Here is a 16804-nt window from a genome sequence, read left to right on the forward strand (position 1 = left end):
ATGGTCGCCAGGGCGTTGTCGAGCAGCACGGTGTTCGGCTTGTGCGCCTTGTAGTTACGGGCGAACCAGATCTTGTAGATGCCGTTGTCCAGGGCGACGATGCCTTCAGACGGCAGCACCCGGCGAATGTCAGCCACCAAGCGCTGCGGGTAGACCGGGAAGCGGTTGTCGTCGGCACCTTCAGCGATCTGGGCTTCGTTGGCTTCACGAATCGCCATCAGGCGGGTGAAGTCCCAGTGCGTGGTGTCATCCAGCGCTTCGCTGATCTGCCACACGGCATTGGCGATGTCGCCGATCACCTCCACCTGTGGGAAGTACACTGCATCGACTTCAGCCGAACGGAAGCTGATGTGAATGACTTCGGTGCCGCCACGGACCATGAAGAACGGTGGCTTCTCGATCACGTCGTGACCGATGTTGATGATCAGGTCGGCGGCCTCGACAGCGCGATGCACGAAGTCGCCGGACGATAGCGCAGCGTTGCCGAGGAAACGCGGGTGACGCTCATCGACTACGCCCTTACCCATCTGGGTGGTAATGAAGGGGATGCCAGTCTTGTCGATCAGCTGCTTGAGGACCTTGGCGGTCATCTTGCGGTTGGCACCGGCGCCGATCACCAAAATTGGGTTCCGTGCCGCGAGTAGTTTCTCAACAGCGGCTTCAATCGACTTGTGCTCTGCCAATGGTCGGCGGTGCAAGCTACACGGAACCGGCAGCGCGTCGGTCTGCTCGGCGGCGATGTCTTCGGGCAGTTCCAAGTGCACGGCGCCCGGCTTTTCTTCTTCCGCCAGGCGGAACGCTTCACGCATGCGCGCCGGGATGTTGTCGGCCGATGCGAACTGGTGAGTGTACTTGGTGATGGGGGCCATCATGCCGCACACGTCAATGATCTGGAAGCGACCCTGCTTGGACTTCTTGATCGGCTTCTGGCCGGTGATCATCATCATCGGCATGCCGCCGAGATACGCGTAGGCACTGGCGGTAACCAGGTTGGTTGCGCCAGGGCCCAGGGTCGACAGGCTGACGCCGGTCTTCCCGGTCAGGCGGCCATAGGTGGCGGCCATGAAGCCCGCGGACTGCTCGTGGCGGGTCAGTACCAGCTTGATCTTCGACTTGCGCAGGGACTCCAGCAGGTCGAGGTTTTCCTCACCGGGAATGCCGAACACATACTCGACACCTTCGTTTTCCAGGCATTGCACAACTACATCAGCGGCCTTAGCCATGTTCGTTACTACCTTAATCGTATTCGTATCACACACCCAGAGGGCAACCTATCCACGGCCATCCGATCCAATCGCGATCAAATCGGATTGTGCGAATGGAAGGGATAGGCAGGCACTGAGTATGTTGTTTAGGCCAGTTGGTAAGTAGTTTTCACACGGGTGAAGAACTGTCGTGCGTGAGTACCCTGCTCGCGAGAACCCAGGCTCGATGCTCCATTTCCGCCGAATGGCACGTGGTAGTCCACGCCAGCAGTTGGCAGGTTGACCATGACCATGCCTGCCGAGCTGTTGCGTTTGAAGTGCTCGGCATAGCGCAGCGAGGTGGTGACGATGCCGGCGGAAAGACCAAACTCAGTGTCCTCGGCAGCGGCGAACGCCTCTTCGTAATCACGTACTTTGAGCACGCTCAACACTGGACCAAAGATCTCTTCTCGGTAGATGCGCATTTCAGGGGTCACTTCAGTGAACAGCGCCGGGGTGAACAGGTATGCTCCTGATTCAATCTCGATTCGTTCTCCACCACAAACCAACCTGGCACCTTGCTCACGACCGCTGGCTACGTATGACAAATTCTGCTCCAACTGCCTCCCATCGACCACGGGGCCGATATCGGTAGTGGATTGCAAAGCATCACCCACCCTCAGCGCCCGAGTGCGATCGGCCAGACGGGCCACGAAAGCGTCGTGGATACCTTCAGTCACGATCACTCGCGAGCTTGCAGTACAGCGCTGGCCGGTGCTGTAGAACGAGCCGTTAAGGGCTACGTCTACAGCTTGTTCCAGATCCGCGTCGTCCAGGACTATCAAAGGGTTCTTACCACCCATCTCCAGCTGCACTTTCTTCATGCCCTCAGCAGCCAATTTGGCAATCTGACGGCCGGTGTTTTCCGAGCCAGTGAAGCTGATGCCATTTACGTCAGGCGATCGGATGATGGTGTCGCCGACGCTGCGACCAGGGCCGATCAACATGTTGAACACACCCGCAGGTAAACCCGAGCGAGAGATGATCTCGGCCAGGGCCCAGGCCGAGGAGGGGACCAGCTCAGCCGGCTTGAATACCACGCAGTTACCGAAGCACAGTGCTGGAGCGATCTTCCACGCTGGAATAGCGATCGGGAAGTTCCATGGTGCAATGATTCCGATCACACCCAGAGGCTGAGTAAACACATCGATGTCGACGTCCTGGCGCACTGATTGGTACTTCTCGCCTTCAGCGCGCAGAGCTTCCTGGGCGTAAAACTTGAACGAACGGCCTGCCCGGTCCACTTCGCCCAGAGCCTCTCGCAGAATTTTGCCTTCTTCGCGGGACAGCAGCACTGCCAACTCTTCACGGCGAGCAAGGATCTCGGTACCAATGAAATCAAGGGCATCTGCGCGTTGCTGTAGATTGCTGCGCGCCCAGTCTGGCTGAGCGCGGCGAGCGGCAGCGATGGCTTGCTCGGTGAGATGCTGGTCGGCCCGGACAAATCGCTCGACCACTTCTGAAGGATTAGAAGGGTTTCGGTTTTCGAGGATGTCGGCGCTGCTATCCAGGGTAACGAAAGCACCATCTACGAAGCTGCTTTTGGTGGCAATGTTCATGCGATGACCTTTTCCTGGTTTGCTTGGCTGGCAACGAATGTGGTGATGTTATCGACTGCACGATCCATCAACTGCTGCATGGCGTCCTCACTGCTCCAGGCGATATGCGGGTTGAGGATGAAATCGTCGCGATCGATCAATTGGAACAATGGATTGCTGGGGTGGAGGGGCTCCACCTCGACCACGTCCAGAGCGACGCCACCGAGACGACTATTTTTGAGGGCGTCGATAAGCGCTGCTTCGTTGACGATTCCTCCACGGCCTGTGTTGATGACCAGCGCATCTGGCTTCATCAGCGCAAGCTTTTCGGCGTTGATCAGGTTGTAGGTTTCAGGCGTCAAAGGAGCGTTTATCGACAGGACGTCACAGCTCTTGAGCAGACTATCCAGCGGGCCGGAATTCGGTCCCGGACGCTTACCGCCCCGGTCTTCAAACAGCACTTCCATGCCAAAGGCGCGAGCGAGTTCGGCCAAGCGAAGGGCAATCGGACCGCTACCGATGATCGCCATCTTCTTGCCACGCACATCACGGATCCGATGATCGAAGTAGATGTTCTTGTACTCGGCCTGCCCGGCCTGCACCTTGCGCATGAGCCGGCTGAACGCAGCAGGACGACGGAACAGCTCAAGCATCATTGCCATGCTGTGCTCTGCCACGGTGTTTGCTGCGTAGCCAGGCACACTGGACACTTGGATGCCGTGAGCATCGCAGTAGTCCACATCGACAATGTCGCGCCCCGTCAGAGCTAAAGAAATCATCTTCAGTTTTGGCAGCTGACGCAGGTGCTCTTCTCGCAGCGGAACGCTGCAAGTAAGAGCCACGGTGGCATCCTTCAGGTGCTCCAGAACTTGGTCTGGATGCGTGTACGGAAACTGCTGCCAGGTATGTGCGCAGTCAGGTCGTTTGAGACGAGTCGAGGCTGCAAGGCCTTCGTCATCGAGGAAAACAATGTGTTCGCTCATGATCCAATTTCTTATTTTTTCTGGGCGGGTACGTATCCAGCCGGTGCCATGGCAACCAGCTGACGGGTGATGAAGCCAGCATCTTGATCGTGGTCTTCCAGAGACTCCTTGCGCACTAACGCGTCACGCACCATGTGCGCCCCAAAGAAGCGGAAGGGTTCTGGCGGCAGAAGCTTCATCTTTTGGTTAACCAGGCCGCAGTTCGCCCACTCGTCGTTCGCATGGGTGGCCAGCGACTTGATGATGCGGCTGGCGAACACTGTGGTTGCCACGCCGTTGCCCGAGAAGCCAATGCCGTAGCTAACGGTTTGGTGATGGTCCAGGTAGCCGAAGTTGGGCAGACCTTTCATGGCGCGGTCGATCGGGCCAGTCCAGCTGCTTACTACCGGGACATCCTGTAATTGCGGATAAAGGCGGCGAAGTTCAGCAGCGACTTTGTCGGCCGCTGGGGACGGTTTCTCGTAGAGGTTGCCAATACGACCTGCGTAAGCGAACTGTCCCAGCGGCTTTCCGAACACAACGCGGCCATCTGGTGTGTTGCGCCAGTAGTTGAGGACAGTGCGTGAATCGGTCATGCATTCGCCACCGCTGAAACCGATAGCATCGAGCTTGGCTTTGACCGGAGCGGTCGCCACCATGTCACTGGACATGATCGCAATCATTCGACGAAGCTCAGGGAACTGAGCGCCCCAGGCGTTCAAGGCCAAGACGACGTGGTTCGCTTTCACACGTCCCATAGCCGTATGCACCACTGGGTTTTTGCCGCGCTCCAAGTGAGTGAACGGGGACTTCTCATAAATCTTCACCCCAAGCTTCAGCGCCACACGGCGCAGACCGCGAGCCAGCATGGCTGGCTGCACGGTGGCGGCATTGGGATCGTAGATGCCGCCCAAGACCAGCGGCGAGCCAACGCGGCCGCGAATGGTCTCGCGATCCAGTTCCTGAAACGGGTTCACATTGAGCTTTTGAAGGCCGTCAGTGAGCACCTTCCAGGAGCCCATTTGGCGCTGGTTGGTAGCTGTCCACAACCAACCATCTTTCCGGTATTGAGCATCGATGCCGTGCTCCTGGCAGAAGCTGCCAATTTCATCGATGGCCGACTCAGCAGCTTCACAGATACGCCGCGCTTCTACATCGCCGCAGATGGTACGTACCGAGAGGTATTTGCCCCACCAGTTTGTTGCGACACCGCCGTTGCGACCACTTGCGCCAGAGCCGCAGCGGTCTCGCTCGACGATGACGATCGTCTTCTCTGGATGGGCCTGCTTCAGGCGAATGGACGACCAAAGGCCAAGGAAGCCTCCGCCGACGATACAGACATCAGCTTGAATTGAATCCTGCAAAGCAGGGGCAAGATCGCTGTCCAGATCTAACGCCTGGGCATACCAAAATCCACGGTACATAGAGAGGCCTTCGAGTACGTTGTGTTGTTTCGTAAATAATGAGCGCCGAAAGCGGCACTCACTATGATGTGGGTGACAATTGATAGGAGAATGTAGAAAAGGCTCTCAGCGGTTATACCAATGAGAGCCAAAAAACTATGTGTGTAGCGGTTATTGAACTATGGGCATAACTTGCTGTTATTGCCTCATGAGTTCAAGTATCTACAGTTGGCCAAATGCTTGGATTTCAATCCGATACTCGGGAGTGACTAGTTGGGATCCGACACACGCTCGGGCTGGCGGTTCATCACCGACCCAAGCATCATATACCTCGTTCATGGCATTGAACTCCGCCATGTCTGCAATCCAGATCTGCATGCGCGTAATGTTCGACTTGTTAGCGCCGATTTCAGAAAGCCATTCCTCCAGCTGGCGAAGGACGCAACGTGTCTGATCCGCGATGCCTTCTTTAGGGTCGAGAGCAACAATGCCTGAAGTTTCAATGCGACCGCCTGCCAAGACAATCTGACTTGCGCGAAGACCTGGGTTGATACGCTTAATCATTGCCAGCTCCTCAGAAGAGCAAGTAGGTTTTGCGGAAAGTTTCCCGAATATCCCAGATACCTTCGCAGTTTTCAGGGAACAGCACCGCGTCACCTGCGCGCAATTCAACCGGCTCACCTCCATCCGGAGTGAAAATGCACCAACCGCTAACGATGTGGCTGAATTCTTTATTCTTCAGGTGGCGACGGAAAACACCTGGGCTGCTTTCCCATACACCGATACTTGCGCCGATAGCCTCATCAGTCTGTGCCTGACCGGTGGCCGATTGGGCAATGAGTTCGCCGATTGGTAGGCGGGCAGGCGCTGTTTCTCCGAGTGGTGAGGTGTTGGCTTGGCGGACAACAGTAAGAATATTAGCCATTAGTATCTCCTGGGATTTGTCTATGGAAAAGCGTCAGCTTCTTTAATTAAGTAGTGAGTCGAGGACGACCTCGCACGCGGCGCCCCAAGCGGCGCCTGGCGGCTGATGGTTTAGCACTGCTAAGCCGTTTGCGGCGAAACTATTGGGTTTTGCTTGTGCTTCACCGAGCGCTCGAAATGAATTACGAGGTTGATTACTAGATGTAATCAGGCATTCCTGAAGGTTCCGTAATACCAGCCGGCGTGCATATTCGGGTGGCAAGCCTTTTTCGCTTAACCATTGCTGTAAGTCATGAAGTAAAAAGTAGATCCACCCGTTCATGCAGGTCGCAACCGTAGCGAGTTCAAAGTCAAGTTCATCTGTCAGAACTTGAAGATTCCCCAAGTATCCTAGAAGCCTTCTGACATCAGGGGCGTCTGGAAATAATGCAACCTCAGACTGGTATTGTGTTGCCGAAAAAGAGTTTACAGCTCTAAAGCAGCGAGCTTGGGGGAATAGTTTTTTCAGGTTTGAGCGATTGAGTCCAGGCACAAAGGAAATCAAGGTGCCTTGAAGCTTACGTTGAAGGTCTCTAGTAAAGCCCGTAATTTTTTCAGGGGCGCTCATCAAGAAAAAAACGTTAGAACCTTTGCAGACCATCTCGACGCTTGGCTGAATTAGGCAGCCATGCAATTTTTGTAGGCTTTCAGCTTGATGTTGGCAGTCACTGAAAATAAGGATTTTGCCGGCATAACTATTTCGACGTAAGTCATATGAAGTTTTTTCTATGACATCGCCCATACCCAGCAATCCAAGCTTCTGCATGCTGCCACCTCTGAATTTTGCGGCGACTTTATGTCGTTACGCTTCGCTTTATGTGTTATCAGGGTAATGGCAACTACTTTCGCATTGAGTACTTTGGTGCGCTATAACAGGAAGGACGGGAAGTCTAATGATTTGAAGGGGACGGGATGCCTCTGGGGGCAAGTGATGGAGGTTTCGCAGGTTGTAGAAGATTTACCTTCTATTGATTTTGACAAGAAGCATTCTGAAGTGAAGCCAATAGTTGAGAACTATTCATGTTGCCGTTGTGCCTTTGTAGCCAGACTTCAGAGCACCGACAACCAATTCAACCGCTCTGGAGGATTTTTGGCGATGCGGATAGTAGACGTGCAAACCTATGTAGGTCGGATACCATTCCTCAAGAACCCACCGCAGTCTGCCAGACTCGACGTGTGACTCGGCCATATCCATAGGTATGTAGGCAAGACCAAATCCAGCCACAGCGGCCTCAAGGATCTTATAGACGTTGTCAAACGTTAACTGACCATCGACTTTTAATTGAAGCTGCTTGCTTCCCTTTTTAAGCTCCCAAGGTAGTAGTGAGTTTTTTGTTGGAAGCCTTAATGTTATGCAGTTGTGTTTAGCTAGATCTTGAGGTGAATTTATGAATTCATGCGACTCTAGGTATGAAGGTGCCCCTACAACGGCCATGGTTAGATCTGGAGCTATCCTGGCTGCAATCATATCCTTAGCAATACCTTCACCAAGTCGAACGCCTATATCGTATCGGTCTGCAACGATGTCAGAGAGTCGATAATCGTTAACAAATTCAATTTTTAGATCTGGATATTCCCTGAGTAGGTACTGTACTCGCGGCCAAATATAATTATCTATGGCATGGTCTGTCGCGGAGATGCGCACCGTGCCAGCGGGGCTGCTAGTTAGTGCGCGTAATGACTCCAGCTCTTCATCGATTTCTTGCAGCTTAGGTTCGATTGCCAGTAGTAAACGTTCACCAGCTTCGGTTAGAGATACGCTTCGAGTGGTACGAACAAGCAGTGGGACATTCATTTGTTGTTCTAATGTGCGGATGGTCCGACTCAGCGCGGATTGCGATATCCCAATTTGAGCTGCCGCACGTGTGAAATTTCGTTCCCTAGCGACAGCAATGAAGGCTAGAAGGTCATTTAAATTCTCTTTCAACTGATGCCTCTCCGCATAGGTACATGCCGATTTTGCCATCTAATCATAGAGCTGGCGACTCGATAGACTCATTTTTCAGGTGCATGGGTGAGCAGAAATGCAACCTGATTAGGCAGCATTAGCCACGTGATGTCGTTGATGAAAGGCTTGGTGGCGGTGCCTGCCTGCTTTGCCCATCCCTCTGTTGATCACATCATTTTCACTGGGGTAATCCATGAACGAGTCTCAAAATCCACAACGCCGAGCCTTCATTAAAACCGCGGGCACCATCGCAGCTGCAAGCGTTGCATCGATGGCATTGCCAGCTATCTCGCAGGCGGATCCAGTTAGCCATCCAGTACCTTCCGGGCCTCAGACATATCGTATGCAGAGCCGAAAACTAGGATCTTTGGTGGTGTCAGAGCTGGGGTTTGGCTGTATGAGCACAACTGGCAATCAGTACGGGCCCCCTATTGATAGGTCGCAAGGTATTCGTCTAATTCGCGATGCATATGAGCGTGGCGTTAGGTTTTTCGATACTGCGGAGGTCTATGGTCCATACGCAAACGAGGAACTGGTCGGTGAAGCCTTGCAGCCATTTCGTGATGAGGTTATCGTTGCGACGAAATTTGGGTTTGCTATTGATGGCACTATCGCTTTGGATAGCCGGCCAGAGCGGATAAAGAAAGTGGTTGAGGAGTCTCTCAGAAGGCTGCGAACTGATCGTATTGATTTGTACTATCAGCATCGCGTTGACCTGACTGTCCCTATTGAGGATGTGGCAGGTACGATTAAAGAGCTAATTCAAGCGGGCAAGGTTCTGCATTTCGGGCTTTCAGAGCCAAGTCCAAGAACTATCCGCAGGGCTCATGCTGTACAGCCTGTTTCAGCTATCCAAACCGAATATTCACTCATGGAGCGCAGTGTCGAACACAATGGTGTGCTGGCAGCCTGTGAAGAATTGGGCATTGGCTTTGTCCCATGGGGGCCATTAGGGCAGGGCTTCTTACCCGGTAAACTGGCTCTTAATGCTCAAAGCAATTTTGATGCAAAAGCCGACTTGCGCAAACACTTCACTCGCTTTAGCGCTGAAGCGATGAAGGCAAACCAACCAATCATTGCGTTCCTAAAGTCCTTCGGCGAAAAGAAGGGCGCAACGCCTGCGCAAATTGGCTTAGCCTGGTTGCTTGCTCAGAAGCCCTGGATCGTCCCTATCCCAGGAACTACTAAACAAGATCATCTCCGTGAAAATCTCCACGCGGTGCATGTCCATCTGACACCGGATGATCTGCGGGAAATTGATGCGGGTATGGCCAAAATAACCGTCCATGGCGGTAGATTGAACGAGTTGCAAATGACTCAAATTGGGAAAGACTGACCCCGGACATTAATAAAGCCGTAGGGCCGTAGGTGTTTCATTCGCCTACGGCCTTTTACTATTCAGTGCAAAGCTTGATTCTTTTGAGCTGCTAGAGATGTGGTGTTCGTTCTAAGTCGTGAAGGGGTTATTTTATAAACTCTTTTGAACCAACTAATGAAGTGGGAGCTGTCAGCAAATCCAAATTCATGGGCAATATCGTTTATTGTACGCTTTGTGTTTATCACCAGCCAGTGAGCTGATTCAAGCCGAATTCTTCTCCAATAGGTAGCTGGAGGAGTCTTAAGGTGCAAATTAAATAATCGGGTAATCTCTCGTTCTGACATTCCGATCGCATCGGCTATGCTGGTTACTGATCCATTCCCATGTACTCTCTGACGCATCATGCTAACAGCCGTCACTAAGCGTTGATCTGGGCAGTTTAGCTCAATGTCAGAATCCTTGAGCCTCTGGATTTCGTCTAAACTTTTATCGGCCAAGAGATATTTCAGTGTGCGGATAGAGTGCTCCCTACCACTCTGTTCTGTAATAAGCTCCATTGCGAGGCTGATGGAGGCCAAGCCGCCTGGGCATGTCACGATATTGCCGTCTCTAACAATTGGTTGGTCGCTTATTAGCTTGATCTTGGGGTAGTGTTCACGAAAAAAGCTAAGTAGCGAGGAGTGTACTGCGCAGTTTTTTCCATCCAGCATTCCAGTACGGGCCATGATCATTTGGCCTGAGTGAACCCCAATGATAGGAATACCCTTGGATCTAGCTTTTTCGATGAAGCTGACTAAGCCTTCTGTCAGTGATGCTGAATCTTGCCCGTTTATTATGATGTGGGAATAGTCATCTTTTGCATCGTAGGTTTTTGATGGCTTCATTTTTAATCCGCAGCTTGAGGCCACGGGATGCAAGTCGCTTGATAATGTGTCCCACTCACAAGAAAAGCTGTCTGATGCGATTCTTAGGAAGTCCACAAAGCATGATAATGACATAAGGTCGAAACCTTCGCCTAAAATCATTCCGACTTTGAGTCGCAAATTTGATGGGGAGGAGGAGCGATGTGTCGAATCCTTCGCTGGGGCGTAGTTCATGTTCGGTCCTCAACGAGATAAAATGATTTGGGTGTAGATACTTTTCAAAGAATTTGTTTTTGCCGAAATAAAGAAGCCGGCGAGATGGTCATCGCCGGCTCATTTATTGCTTATGCCAGTTCTCTAATGGCTTTTTGCACAGTTTGCTCAGATTGGCTCTGCGGTATTATTTCTTCAATTGGCTGTTTGATATTGTTCTGATTCAGACTACGCATCAGACTAAAGCTCGTCACCAACAGGTACAGAGCAATAGGTAAGCCAACCACGATGCTAGCCATCTGGATAGCCACTAGTCCGCCGGCTATGATCAAGCTCGCAGCAATGGCACCTTCCAGAACGCACCACATAACCCGAATCCAGTTAGGTGGATTGATACACCCCACAGAGTTCAGCATACAGAGAACCTGGGTGCCGGCATCAGCCGCGGTTACGAAATGAACTGCGAGCAAGAGGCAGACGATGACGCTCATGATTGCGCCCAGAGTTGGGCCGTCCAGCCGATGCAGAAGAGTGAACATCGCAGTGGTGGTTTCTTTCCGCGTTGCCTCCAGAATGGGGCCACCATTGAATGCGCCTGCTTGAACTTGCTCGGTAGTCGGCATCTCCTGATAAGCTTGTCTTGCATGACGTTCATCTTTAAGAGCGGTGCCGCCAAAAACAGCCATCCACATTATGGTGACGAAAGTCGGTACCAGAAGAGCACCCACGATCAGCTCCCGAATGGTCCGACCACGAGAGACGCGCGCAATGAACAAGCCAACGAATGGGCCCCAGGTCATCCACCAAGGCCAGTAGAATGCAGTCCAGGTTTTTTGCCACTGTGTATTGGCTTGAGTGTCGCTCCAGAAGCTCATCCCCACGATGTTCTGAAGATAGTCACCCGTGGATTCAAAGACGAGGTTCATAATGTAGTTGGTGGGCCCCAGTGCGAGCACAACCAACATCAAACCTAGGGAGATCCACATGTTCAATGTGGATAGACGCTTCATTCCTTTGGATACGCCCGCAACCAGCGAAATGGATGCAATCACGGTTACCACGGCGATGATGCCGAGCTTAAACGACAAAGTGACAGGGATGCCAAAAACTTCATTGAGACCAGTGTTGATTTGCTCGACACCTAGCCCCAGGGCTTGCGAGACGCCGAACGCAGTCACGGCACCACCAATGATATCTACGGTATGACCAATTGGGCCGTAGATGCGGTTCCCGATCAGCGGGTAAAGAATCGAACGAAGCGCTAGGGGAAGACCCTCACGATAAGCGAAGTACGCAAGTCCCAGGCCGATAACGGTGAAAATTGCCCACGGGTGCAATCCCCAATGGAACAGGGTGATACGCATCGCCATTGAGGCGGATTGGTCCGTCAGACCAGGCGTGAAAGGGTTACTTGCATAATGGAGAACTGGTTCGGCAACCGACCAGAATATGAGACCTACACCCATACCTGCGCTGAAAAGCATAGAAATCCAGGCTGCAAAGCTAAACTCAGGCTTTTCGTCTGGTCGACCGAGCTTTAGATCGCCGTGTCGGCTGAAAGCAATGACGATAAGCACCGCAAGCACGCCGGTTACCAACGCTATGTAGAACCATTTTAAGTTGTCTAAAATGGCGTCTGATGCTCGTTTAAATACAGTTGCGGCTTGATCACCATGCGATACGCAAAGCGCCACAAAGGCTAGTACGATTAAAATGGACCCAAGGGTCACCACAGGGTTTAGGCCTTTGAAAAGGCCTTGTTTTGCACGCATCGGCTATTTCCTTCTTGTTCTTGCAAGGATGGATTGCATCTGCCACCCCCTTGACTTGTTCGCTGATTAGTGTGTCACAACGTCCTGGTTGTCATTTCTAAATAGGTATAAATTGATATGCTCGTTTACAGTTTAAGGAAATAACGTCTTCTCCATCCGCTGGGTGGACGTTGCGTTGACCCTTTAGGTCATTAAAAAAGATCAAGCCTCCAGCGTGACCGACAAATTTCGGAAAAGCGACCACCATGGGTGTATTACCTATCGAAAGATAGAAAACACACCCATGGAGAGGAGGCCTGATCAAGCAGGAACTTTAACGGTGTATTTAAAGGTCGATCACCAAATTGGAGGTCGGGCGGCTGCAACAAAGCAGACGTAGACCTTTGTCAATCTCGCGCTGACGAATACCGCCGTTATGTTTCATCTCAACACTGCCTTCGAGAACCGCGGTTTTGCATGTCCCGCACACCCCTTGACTGCAAGAGGAGGGGACAACAGCCCCGGCTTTCTTGGCTGCGGCCAGCACTGTCTGGTCAGAGGTCATCGTGAACTCTTTACCGGATCGAGCAAGGCGGACAGTGAAGGTGCCCAAATCCTGATTGGGTGCATCGGCCTCAGCCGCCACTTCCACAACCTCGGCGTTGATGTCGAAGCTCTCCTGGTGGTAGTGGCTCATGTCGAAGCCGGCACTTCCCAGCAGTGCTTGCACGGCATCCATGTAACCTTTCGGCCCACAGGTGAAGACTTCACGCTCCATAAAGTCTGGAATGCGCTCCTTCAGCTCTGCCAGAGAAAGGCGACCCATAGGGCCGGACCAATCATCTTCGTCACCCTTGCTTTCGCAGAAGAAGACAGTGCGGAAATGGCTCATTGAGCGCTGAAGGCGCGAGAGTTCATCGCGGAAGATGATGTCTTTCGGTGTACGCGCGCTATGTACGAAGACAATGTCCAGCTCTGCGTGAAGATCCGCAGCTGCTCGGGTCATCGCCATCACTGGTGTGACGCCCGATCCGGCAGAAAGGTAAAGCATCTTGCGTGCGGGACCTGCAACAGGGGTAAATACGCCTGCTGGGCCGGAAGCATTCAATGCATCGCCAGCTCGAAGATTGTCATGTAGCCAGTTCGACACCGTACCGCCTGGCACTCGCTTCACAGTAATGGAGAATGTGAAAGGACGAGTAGGCGTAGATGACAAGGTATAGCAGCGCGAAACCGACTGCCCTTCAACCACCGGCGAGATGGTAAGGAACTGCCCAGGCTCATAAGCCAGGGAGTGGTAATCAGGGCAGTGAAAGGTGAAAGTCTTAACGTCGTGGGTTTCGTCAACGACGCTGAGACACTCAATTCGCTTGCTTTCACCGCTTGCCCATTGGACGCCATGAGCAGCCCAATGGTCGGTGTCCGCGAAGCGCTGGTCTGCGCGCAGACCGGCAATGTTCTCGTACATAGTCATCACCGCACTCACACGCCGTGGGCTGCAAGACGAGCAGCGTACCAGCGGGAGAATTGGTCAACGTAGGGTTCGGTGAAAGAGGAGAATGGACCTGGAATGTACCCTGGGTCTTGAGTGCCGCTATGGGTAATGGCAACCAAGCTCGCATCTTGTGCGTTGGTGGCGATCCAGACCTCAGTCAGCTTTTGCAGGTCGTAATCGACCCCTTCCACTGCGTCTTTGTGCACCAGCCACTTGGATCGAACCAGAGTGCGGTCAGGAGACAGCGGAATGATCCAGCTGATGATCGCGTGGTCGCTCATGACGTGGGTCCACGAGCTGTGAGTCCACATGTGAGTGTCGCCGAGGTCGCGGCGGGTCAGGTCACCCAACAGTTTGGTGCATGCGACTTTGGTGTCCAGTGTCTGCGATTCGCCGCTGCCAGCAATAATCATCCGCTGAGTACGGAACTGAGTCACTGCATCTTCATCCAGGTGCTCAATGGTCGAGTACAACAGGCCGGAATCTTCCCAGTTTTTCTCGATTGCGGCTTTGCTCTTCTTGTATTCCTCATAAGCCAGAAGAGATTCTTCATTCATCTCCTCTAAGCTAACGCCCAAATCCTCGGACAGGAACGAGACGATCAGCTCTGGGTGAGTACCCGCGCAGTGATAGCACTCGCGGTTATTCTCCATCACCAACTTCCAGTTGCCGTTCTCGATGATCTCAGATTCGTAGGCAACTTTGGTGTTGGTCAGATCGTACGGCGCAAACCGTGGAAGCATAGTCTCTTCCAACAGCGCGATGTCTTGCGGAGGGCTGTCGCTCAAGCACACGAAGACGTGGGTGCCTACCACTTTACAGTGTACCGGGATCAGGCTGCGACATTCAGGGTCGAAGCTCTTGCCCATGTGGCTTGCATGCTTCAGGCTGCCATCCAGATCATAGGTCCACTGGTGATAAGGGCAAACCAGCATGCCAACGGTTGATTTGCCTGCCTCTTTAAGGCGGGCGCCGCGATGGCGACACACGTTACGAAACGCGCGAACCTGCTCGTCATCGTCACGGAGAATGATGATCGACGACTTACCGATATCAATGGTATAGACATCACCAGGTTCAGCTACATCAGCAGTGACGGCAACAACGATCCAATGTTTAGCGAAAAAGACATCCATATCGTTTTCAAAGATATCTTGTCGGCTAAACAGCTCGGCATTCATACCAAAGCCGGGTTTACGCGAGGCAACTAAATCACCGTGAGATTTAATAGGCGCAATGTTCATTTTTACCTCAGGCACTTTCTTGTTAGGACATCACGAGGACGGTTGGCGTGATTATTAAGTCGCAGTAAGAAAGCGTCAATGCGCCTATTTCGACAGGGGGCATTACCTCAAGTTATGGGGTATCTGAAGCCGCTCGGTTACGGTGCTTTGGCCTGCAACCATTGAGTGATCGCGCGAATTTCAGCAGTCGTTTCTCGGCCATTGGGGACTACAATATAGTAGGCGTCGGTTGGTCGGACGACGAACGGCTCCAGCCTGACCAGTTCACCAGAAGCAAGCGAGTCTTCAACCAGGCGCCCCCAGCCTAGAGCGATTCCAAAGCCGTGAACTGCTGCAAGAACATTGTCAGTATGGACGTTACAGCGCAGTGCATAATTAAGTTTTGGTGTATTTAGGCCCAGCTCCCTGAACCATCCCTGCCAGTTCATCCAGCCTTCAGAGGTAGAATCCGCATCAAGCAAATCGGAGCCAGCCAATTCCTCTAGTGTTTCTGGCCTTCTATTTTTCTCTAACCAGTCTGGTGAGCAGACGGGAAATATTTCTTCCTCAAATAATAGCGAGGCGGTGCCGTCCCCCCAATAACCATTTCCATATCGTACTTCTAAATCCGCCTCGTGGGTCCGAAGATCCCCGGTGAACATTTGAGTGGAAAGCCTAAGAAGAACGTTGGGGAGCATTTCACTTAGATTTGCTAAGCGAGGAAGGACACGAAATTGAGAAAATGCGGCTGTGGTACCCAAGACAAGTTCTTTCTTGCGAGCGCCTTGATTTTTGCGATCGAAGACTGTTGCAATCTTCTGCAATGACTCCGAGATGGTGTTGAACAGCTCATGCCCATCTTCGGTGAGCTGGATGCCTCTGGGGGAGCGGTGGAACAGCTGCATGCCGAAATTTTCTTCAAGCATTTTGATCTGCTTGCTGACCGCTGCTTGGGTCACACCAAGCTCCCTGGCAGCTTGGGTAAAGCTGTTGAGTCGAGCAACCGACTCGAACTGGAGCAGGGCGGTCATCGACGGCACAATCCGTCGATACCCTTTCTGTTTAATGCCGGTTTCTTGGTTCTTCATTTTGTTCCGGTAACGGCGTAGCCAAGCAATGGTGTCAACGGAGAAGCTACTATGTCTGGGCCTATCAGTCTGCAAAAAAAACGGACGGGGATGCCCGTCCGTTATCCCAAAACGGGAATGAGGGTGACTTGAACGCCCATCAGCTGAGCTGCTCGTTGAGCCAGTGGCTGAGCGGTCAGATGCTCAGGCAGAGATACTTGATCTCAAGGTAGTCCTCGATGCCATATTTCGATCCTTCCCGACCCAGCCCCGATGCCTTGATGCCGCCAAATGGCGCTACTTCGTTAGACATGACCCCGGTGTTGATGCCTACCATGCCGTATTCCAGGGCCTCGGCAACACGGAACACACGGCTCATGTCGCGGGCGTAGAAGTACGAAGCCAGGCCGAACTCGGTGTCGTTGGACATGGCGATGACTTCGGCCTCGTCCTTGAAGCGGAACAGCGGCGCCAGTGGGCCGAAGGTCTCTTCTTTAGCGACAGCAGCGGTTTTCGGTACGTCGACCAGGATGGTCGGCTCGAAGAAGTTGCCCTTGATCAGCTTGCCACCGGCCAGCACCTTGGCGCCTTTGCCAACGGCGTCGTCGATGTGTTCCTGAACCTTGGCAACGGCCTTGCCGTCGATCAGCGGGCCAGTGGTGGTGCCTTCTTCCAGGCCGTTACCGATCTTCAGCTTGGCAACAGCAGCGGCCAGCTTCTGGGCGAACGCGTCGTAGACGCCGTCCTGCACGTAGATACGGTTGGCGCAGACGCAGGTCTGGCCGTTGTTGCGGTACTTGGAGATGATCGCGCCCT

15 protein-coding genes are annotated in these 16804 nt (G+C 52.9%); 1 reads left to right on the plus strand and 14 read right to left on the minus strand.

Going from position 1 to position 16804, the window contains the following annotated elements:
* The 8 genes from ACQKPZ_RS26395 to ACQKPZ_RS26430 all read right to left on the minus strand — a co-directional run.
* The coding region (locus ACQKPZ_RS26395; protein ID WP_427543892.1) for an acetolactate synthase large subunit at window positions 1-1223 on the minus strand (1223 nt) is incomplete at its 3' end.
* A 128-nt stretch (window positions 1224-1351) separates the two neighbouring features.
* Entirely contained in the window at window positions 1352-2803 is a 1452-nt protein-coding gene (locus tag ACQKPZ_RS26400) for an aldehyde dehydrogenase family protein (RefSeq protein ID WP_427543895.1), read from the minus strand.
* Window positions 2800-3765: an NAD(P)-dependent oxidoreductase gene (locus ACQKPZ_RS26405; RefSeq protein ID WP_427543898.1), complete on the minus strand. Its 966-nt coding sequence runs from the start codon at window positions 3763-3765 to the stop codon at window positions 2800-2802. The genes ACQKPZ_RS26400 and ACQKPZ_RS26405 overlap by 4 nt, the downstream gene beginning before the upstream one ends.
* A gap of 11 nt (window positions 3766-3776) precedes the next feature.
* Window positions 3777-5168 (minus strand): NAD(P)/FAD-dependent oxidoreductase, encoded by a 1392-nt coding sequence (locus ACQKPZ_RS26410; RefSeq protein WP_427543901.1) that lies wholly within the window; start codon window positions 5166-5168, stop codon window positions 3777-3779.
* A 201-nt stretch (window positions 5169-5369) separates the two neighbouring features.
* On the minus strand, window positions 5370-5711 hold the full coding sequence (locus ACQKPZ_RS26415; protein WP_427543904.1) for a RidA family protein: 342 nt from the start codon (window positions 5709-5711) through the stop codon (window positions 5370-5372).
* 10 nt (window positions 5712-5721) lie between these two features.
* Window positions 5722-6072, minus strand: a complete 351-nt coding sequence (locus tag ACQKPZ_RS26420; protein ID WP_427543907.1) for a cupin domain-containing protein — start codon at window positions 6070-6072, stop codon at window positions 5722-5724.
* Between the two features lie 42 nt (window positions 6073-6114).
* The gene (locus ACQKPZ_RS26425; RefSeq protein WP_427543909.1) at window positions 6115-6876 is read right to left on the minus strand and encodes a pyrroline-5-carboxylate reductase; all 762 of its coding nucleotides are present in this window, start codon (window positions 6874-6876) and stop codon (window positions 6115-6117) included.
* A 252-nt stretch (window positions 6877-7128) separates the two neighbouring features.
* Window positions 7129-8076 (minus strand): LysR family transcriptional regulator, encoded by a 948-nt coding sequence (locus ACQKPZ_RS26430; RefSeq protein ID WP_427543912.1) that lies wholly within the window; start codon window positions 8074-8076, stop codon window positions 7129-7131.
* Between the two features lie 325 nt (window positions 8077-8401).
* Between ACQKPZ_RS26430 and ACQKPZ_RS26435 the strand changes: the two genes are divergently transcribed.
* Window positions 8402-9394, plus strand: a complete 993-nt coding sequence (locus ACQKPZ_RS26435) for an aldo/keto reductase (protein WP_427543933.1) — start codon at window positions 8402-8404, stop codon at window positions 9392-9394.
* Between the two features lie 62 nt (window positions 9395-9456).
* Here ACQKPZ_RS26435 and ACQKPZ_RS26440 read toward each other — a convergent pair whose 3' ends face one another.
* The 6 genes from ACQKPZ_RS26440 to ACQKPZ_RS26465 form a co-directional block, all read right to left on the minus strand.
* Window positions 9457-10473 carry a GlxA family transcriptional regulator gene (locus ACQKPZ_RS26440; RefSeq protein WP_427543915.1) on the minus strand — a complete coding sequence of 339 codons (1017 nt, stop codon included), beginning with the start codon at window positions 10471-10473 and terminating at the stop codon, window positions 9457-9459.
* 110 nt (window positions 10474-10583) lie between these two features.
* Complete coding sequence (locus ACQKPZ_RS26445) at window positions 10584-12224, minus strand: BCCT family transporter (RefSeq protein WP_427543918.1); 1641 nt, start codon at window positions 12222-12224, stop codon at window positions 10584-10586.
* Between the two features lie 325 nt (window positions 12225-12549).
* Window positions 12550-13677 carry an FAD-binding oxidoreductase gene (locus ACQKPZ_RS26450; protein ID WP_427543921.1) on the minus strand — a complete coding sequence of 376 codons (1128 nt, stop codon included), beginning with the start codon at window positions 13675-13677 and terminating at the stop codon, window positions 12550-12552.
* Window positions 13678-13685: 8 nt separating this feature from the next.
* Entirely contained in the window at window positions 13686-14942 is a 1257-nt protein-coding gene (locus tag ACQKPZ_RS26455; RefSeq protein ID WP_427543924.1) for an aromatic ring-hydroxylating oxygenase subunit alpha, read from the minus strand.
* 137 nt (window positions 14943-15079) lie between these two features.
* Entirely contained in the window at window positions 15080-16009 is a 930-nt protein-coding gene (locus tag ACQKPZ_RS26460) for a LysR substrate-binding domain-containing protein (protein ID WP_427543927.1), read from the minus strand.
* A 175-nt stretch (window positions 16010-16184) separates the two neighbouring features.
* The coding region (locus tag ACQKPZ_RS26465; protein WP_427543930.1) for an aldehyde dehydrogenase family protein at window positions 16185-16804 on the minus strand (620 nt) is incomplete at its 5' end.

The sequence above is a fragment of the Pseudomonas sp. NPDC089547 genome (assembly GCF_050280665.1).
In the GTDB taxonomy this organism is placed as follows: Bacteria; Pseudomonadota; Gammaproteobacteria; order Pseudomonadales; family Pseudomonadaceae; genus Aquipseudomonas.

What these genes read in the sequence shown, in the direction of transcription:
- ACQKPZ_RS26400 (WP_427543895.1), bottom strand. Translation starts at nt 2,803, where the DNA reads ATGAACATTGCCACCAAAAGCAGCTTCGTAGATGGTGCTTTCGTTACC.
- ACQKPZ_RS26405 (WP_427543898.1), bottom strand. Translation starts at nt 3,765, where the DNA reads ATGAGCGAACACATTGTTTTCCTCGATGACGAAGGCCTTGCAGCCTCG.
- ACQKPZ_RS26410 (WP_427543901.1), bottom strand. Translation starts at nt 5,168, where the DNA reads ATGTACCGTGGATTTTGGTATGCCCAGGCGTTAGATCTGGACAGCGAT.
- ACQKPZ_RS26415 (WP_427543904.1), bottom strand. Translation starts at nt 5,711, where the DNA reads ATGATTAAGCGTATCAACCCAGGTCTTCGCGCAAGTCAGATTGTCTTG.
- ACQKPZ_RS26420 (WP_427543907.1), bottom strand. Translation starts at nt 6,072, where the DNA reads ATGGCTAATATTCTTACTGTTGTCCGCCAAGCCAACACCTCACCACTC.
- ACQKPZ_RS26425 (WP_427543909.1), bottom strand. Translation starts at nt 6,876, where the DNA reads ATGCAGAAGCTTGGATTGCTGGGTATGGGCGATGTCATAGAAAAAACT.
- ACQKPZ_RS26430 (WP_427543912.1), bottom strand. Translation starts at nt 8,076, where the DNA reads ATGGCAAAATCGGCATGTACCTATGCGGAGAGGCATCAGTTGAAAGAG.
- ACQKPZ_RS26435 (WP_427543933.1), top strand. Translation starts at nt 8,402, where the DNA reads ATGCAGAGCCGAAAACTAGGATCTTTGGTGGTGTCAGAGCTGGGGTTT.
- ACQKPZ_RS26440 (WP_427543915.1), bottom strand. Translation starts at nt 10,473, where the DNA reads ATGAACTACGCCCCAGCGAAGGATTCGACACATCGCTCCTCCTCCCCA.
- ACQKPZ_RS26445 (WP_427543918.1), bottom strand. Translation starts at nt 12,224, where the DNA reads ATGCGTGCAAAACAAGGCCTTTTCAAAGGCCTAAACCCTGTGGTGACC.
- ACQKPZ_RS26450 (WP_427543921.1), bottom strand. Translation starts at nt 13,677, where the DNA reads ATGACTATGTACGAGAACATTGCCGGTCTGCGCGCAGACCAGCGCTTC.
- ACQKPZ_RS26455 (WP_427543924.1), bottom strand. Translation starts at nt 14,942, where the DNA reads ATGAACATTGCGCCTATTAAATCTCACGGTGATTTAGTTGCCTCGCGT.
- ACQKPZ_RS26460 (WP_427543927.1), bottom strand. Translation starts at nt 16,009, where the DNA reads ATGAAGAACCAAGAAACCGGCATTAAACAGAAAGGGTATCGACGGATT.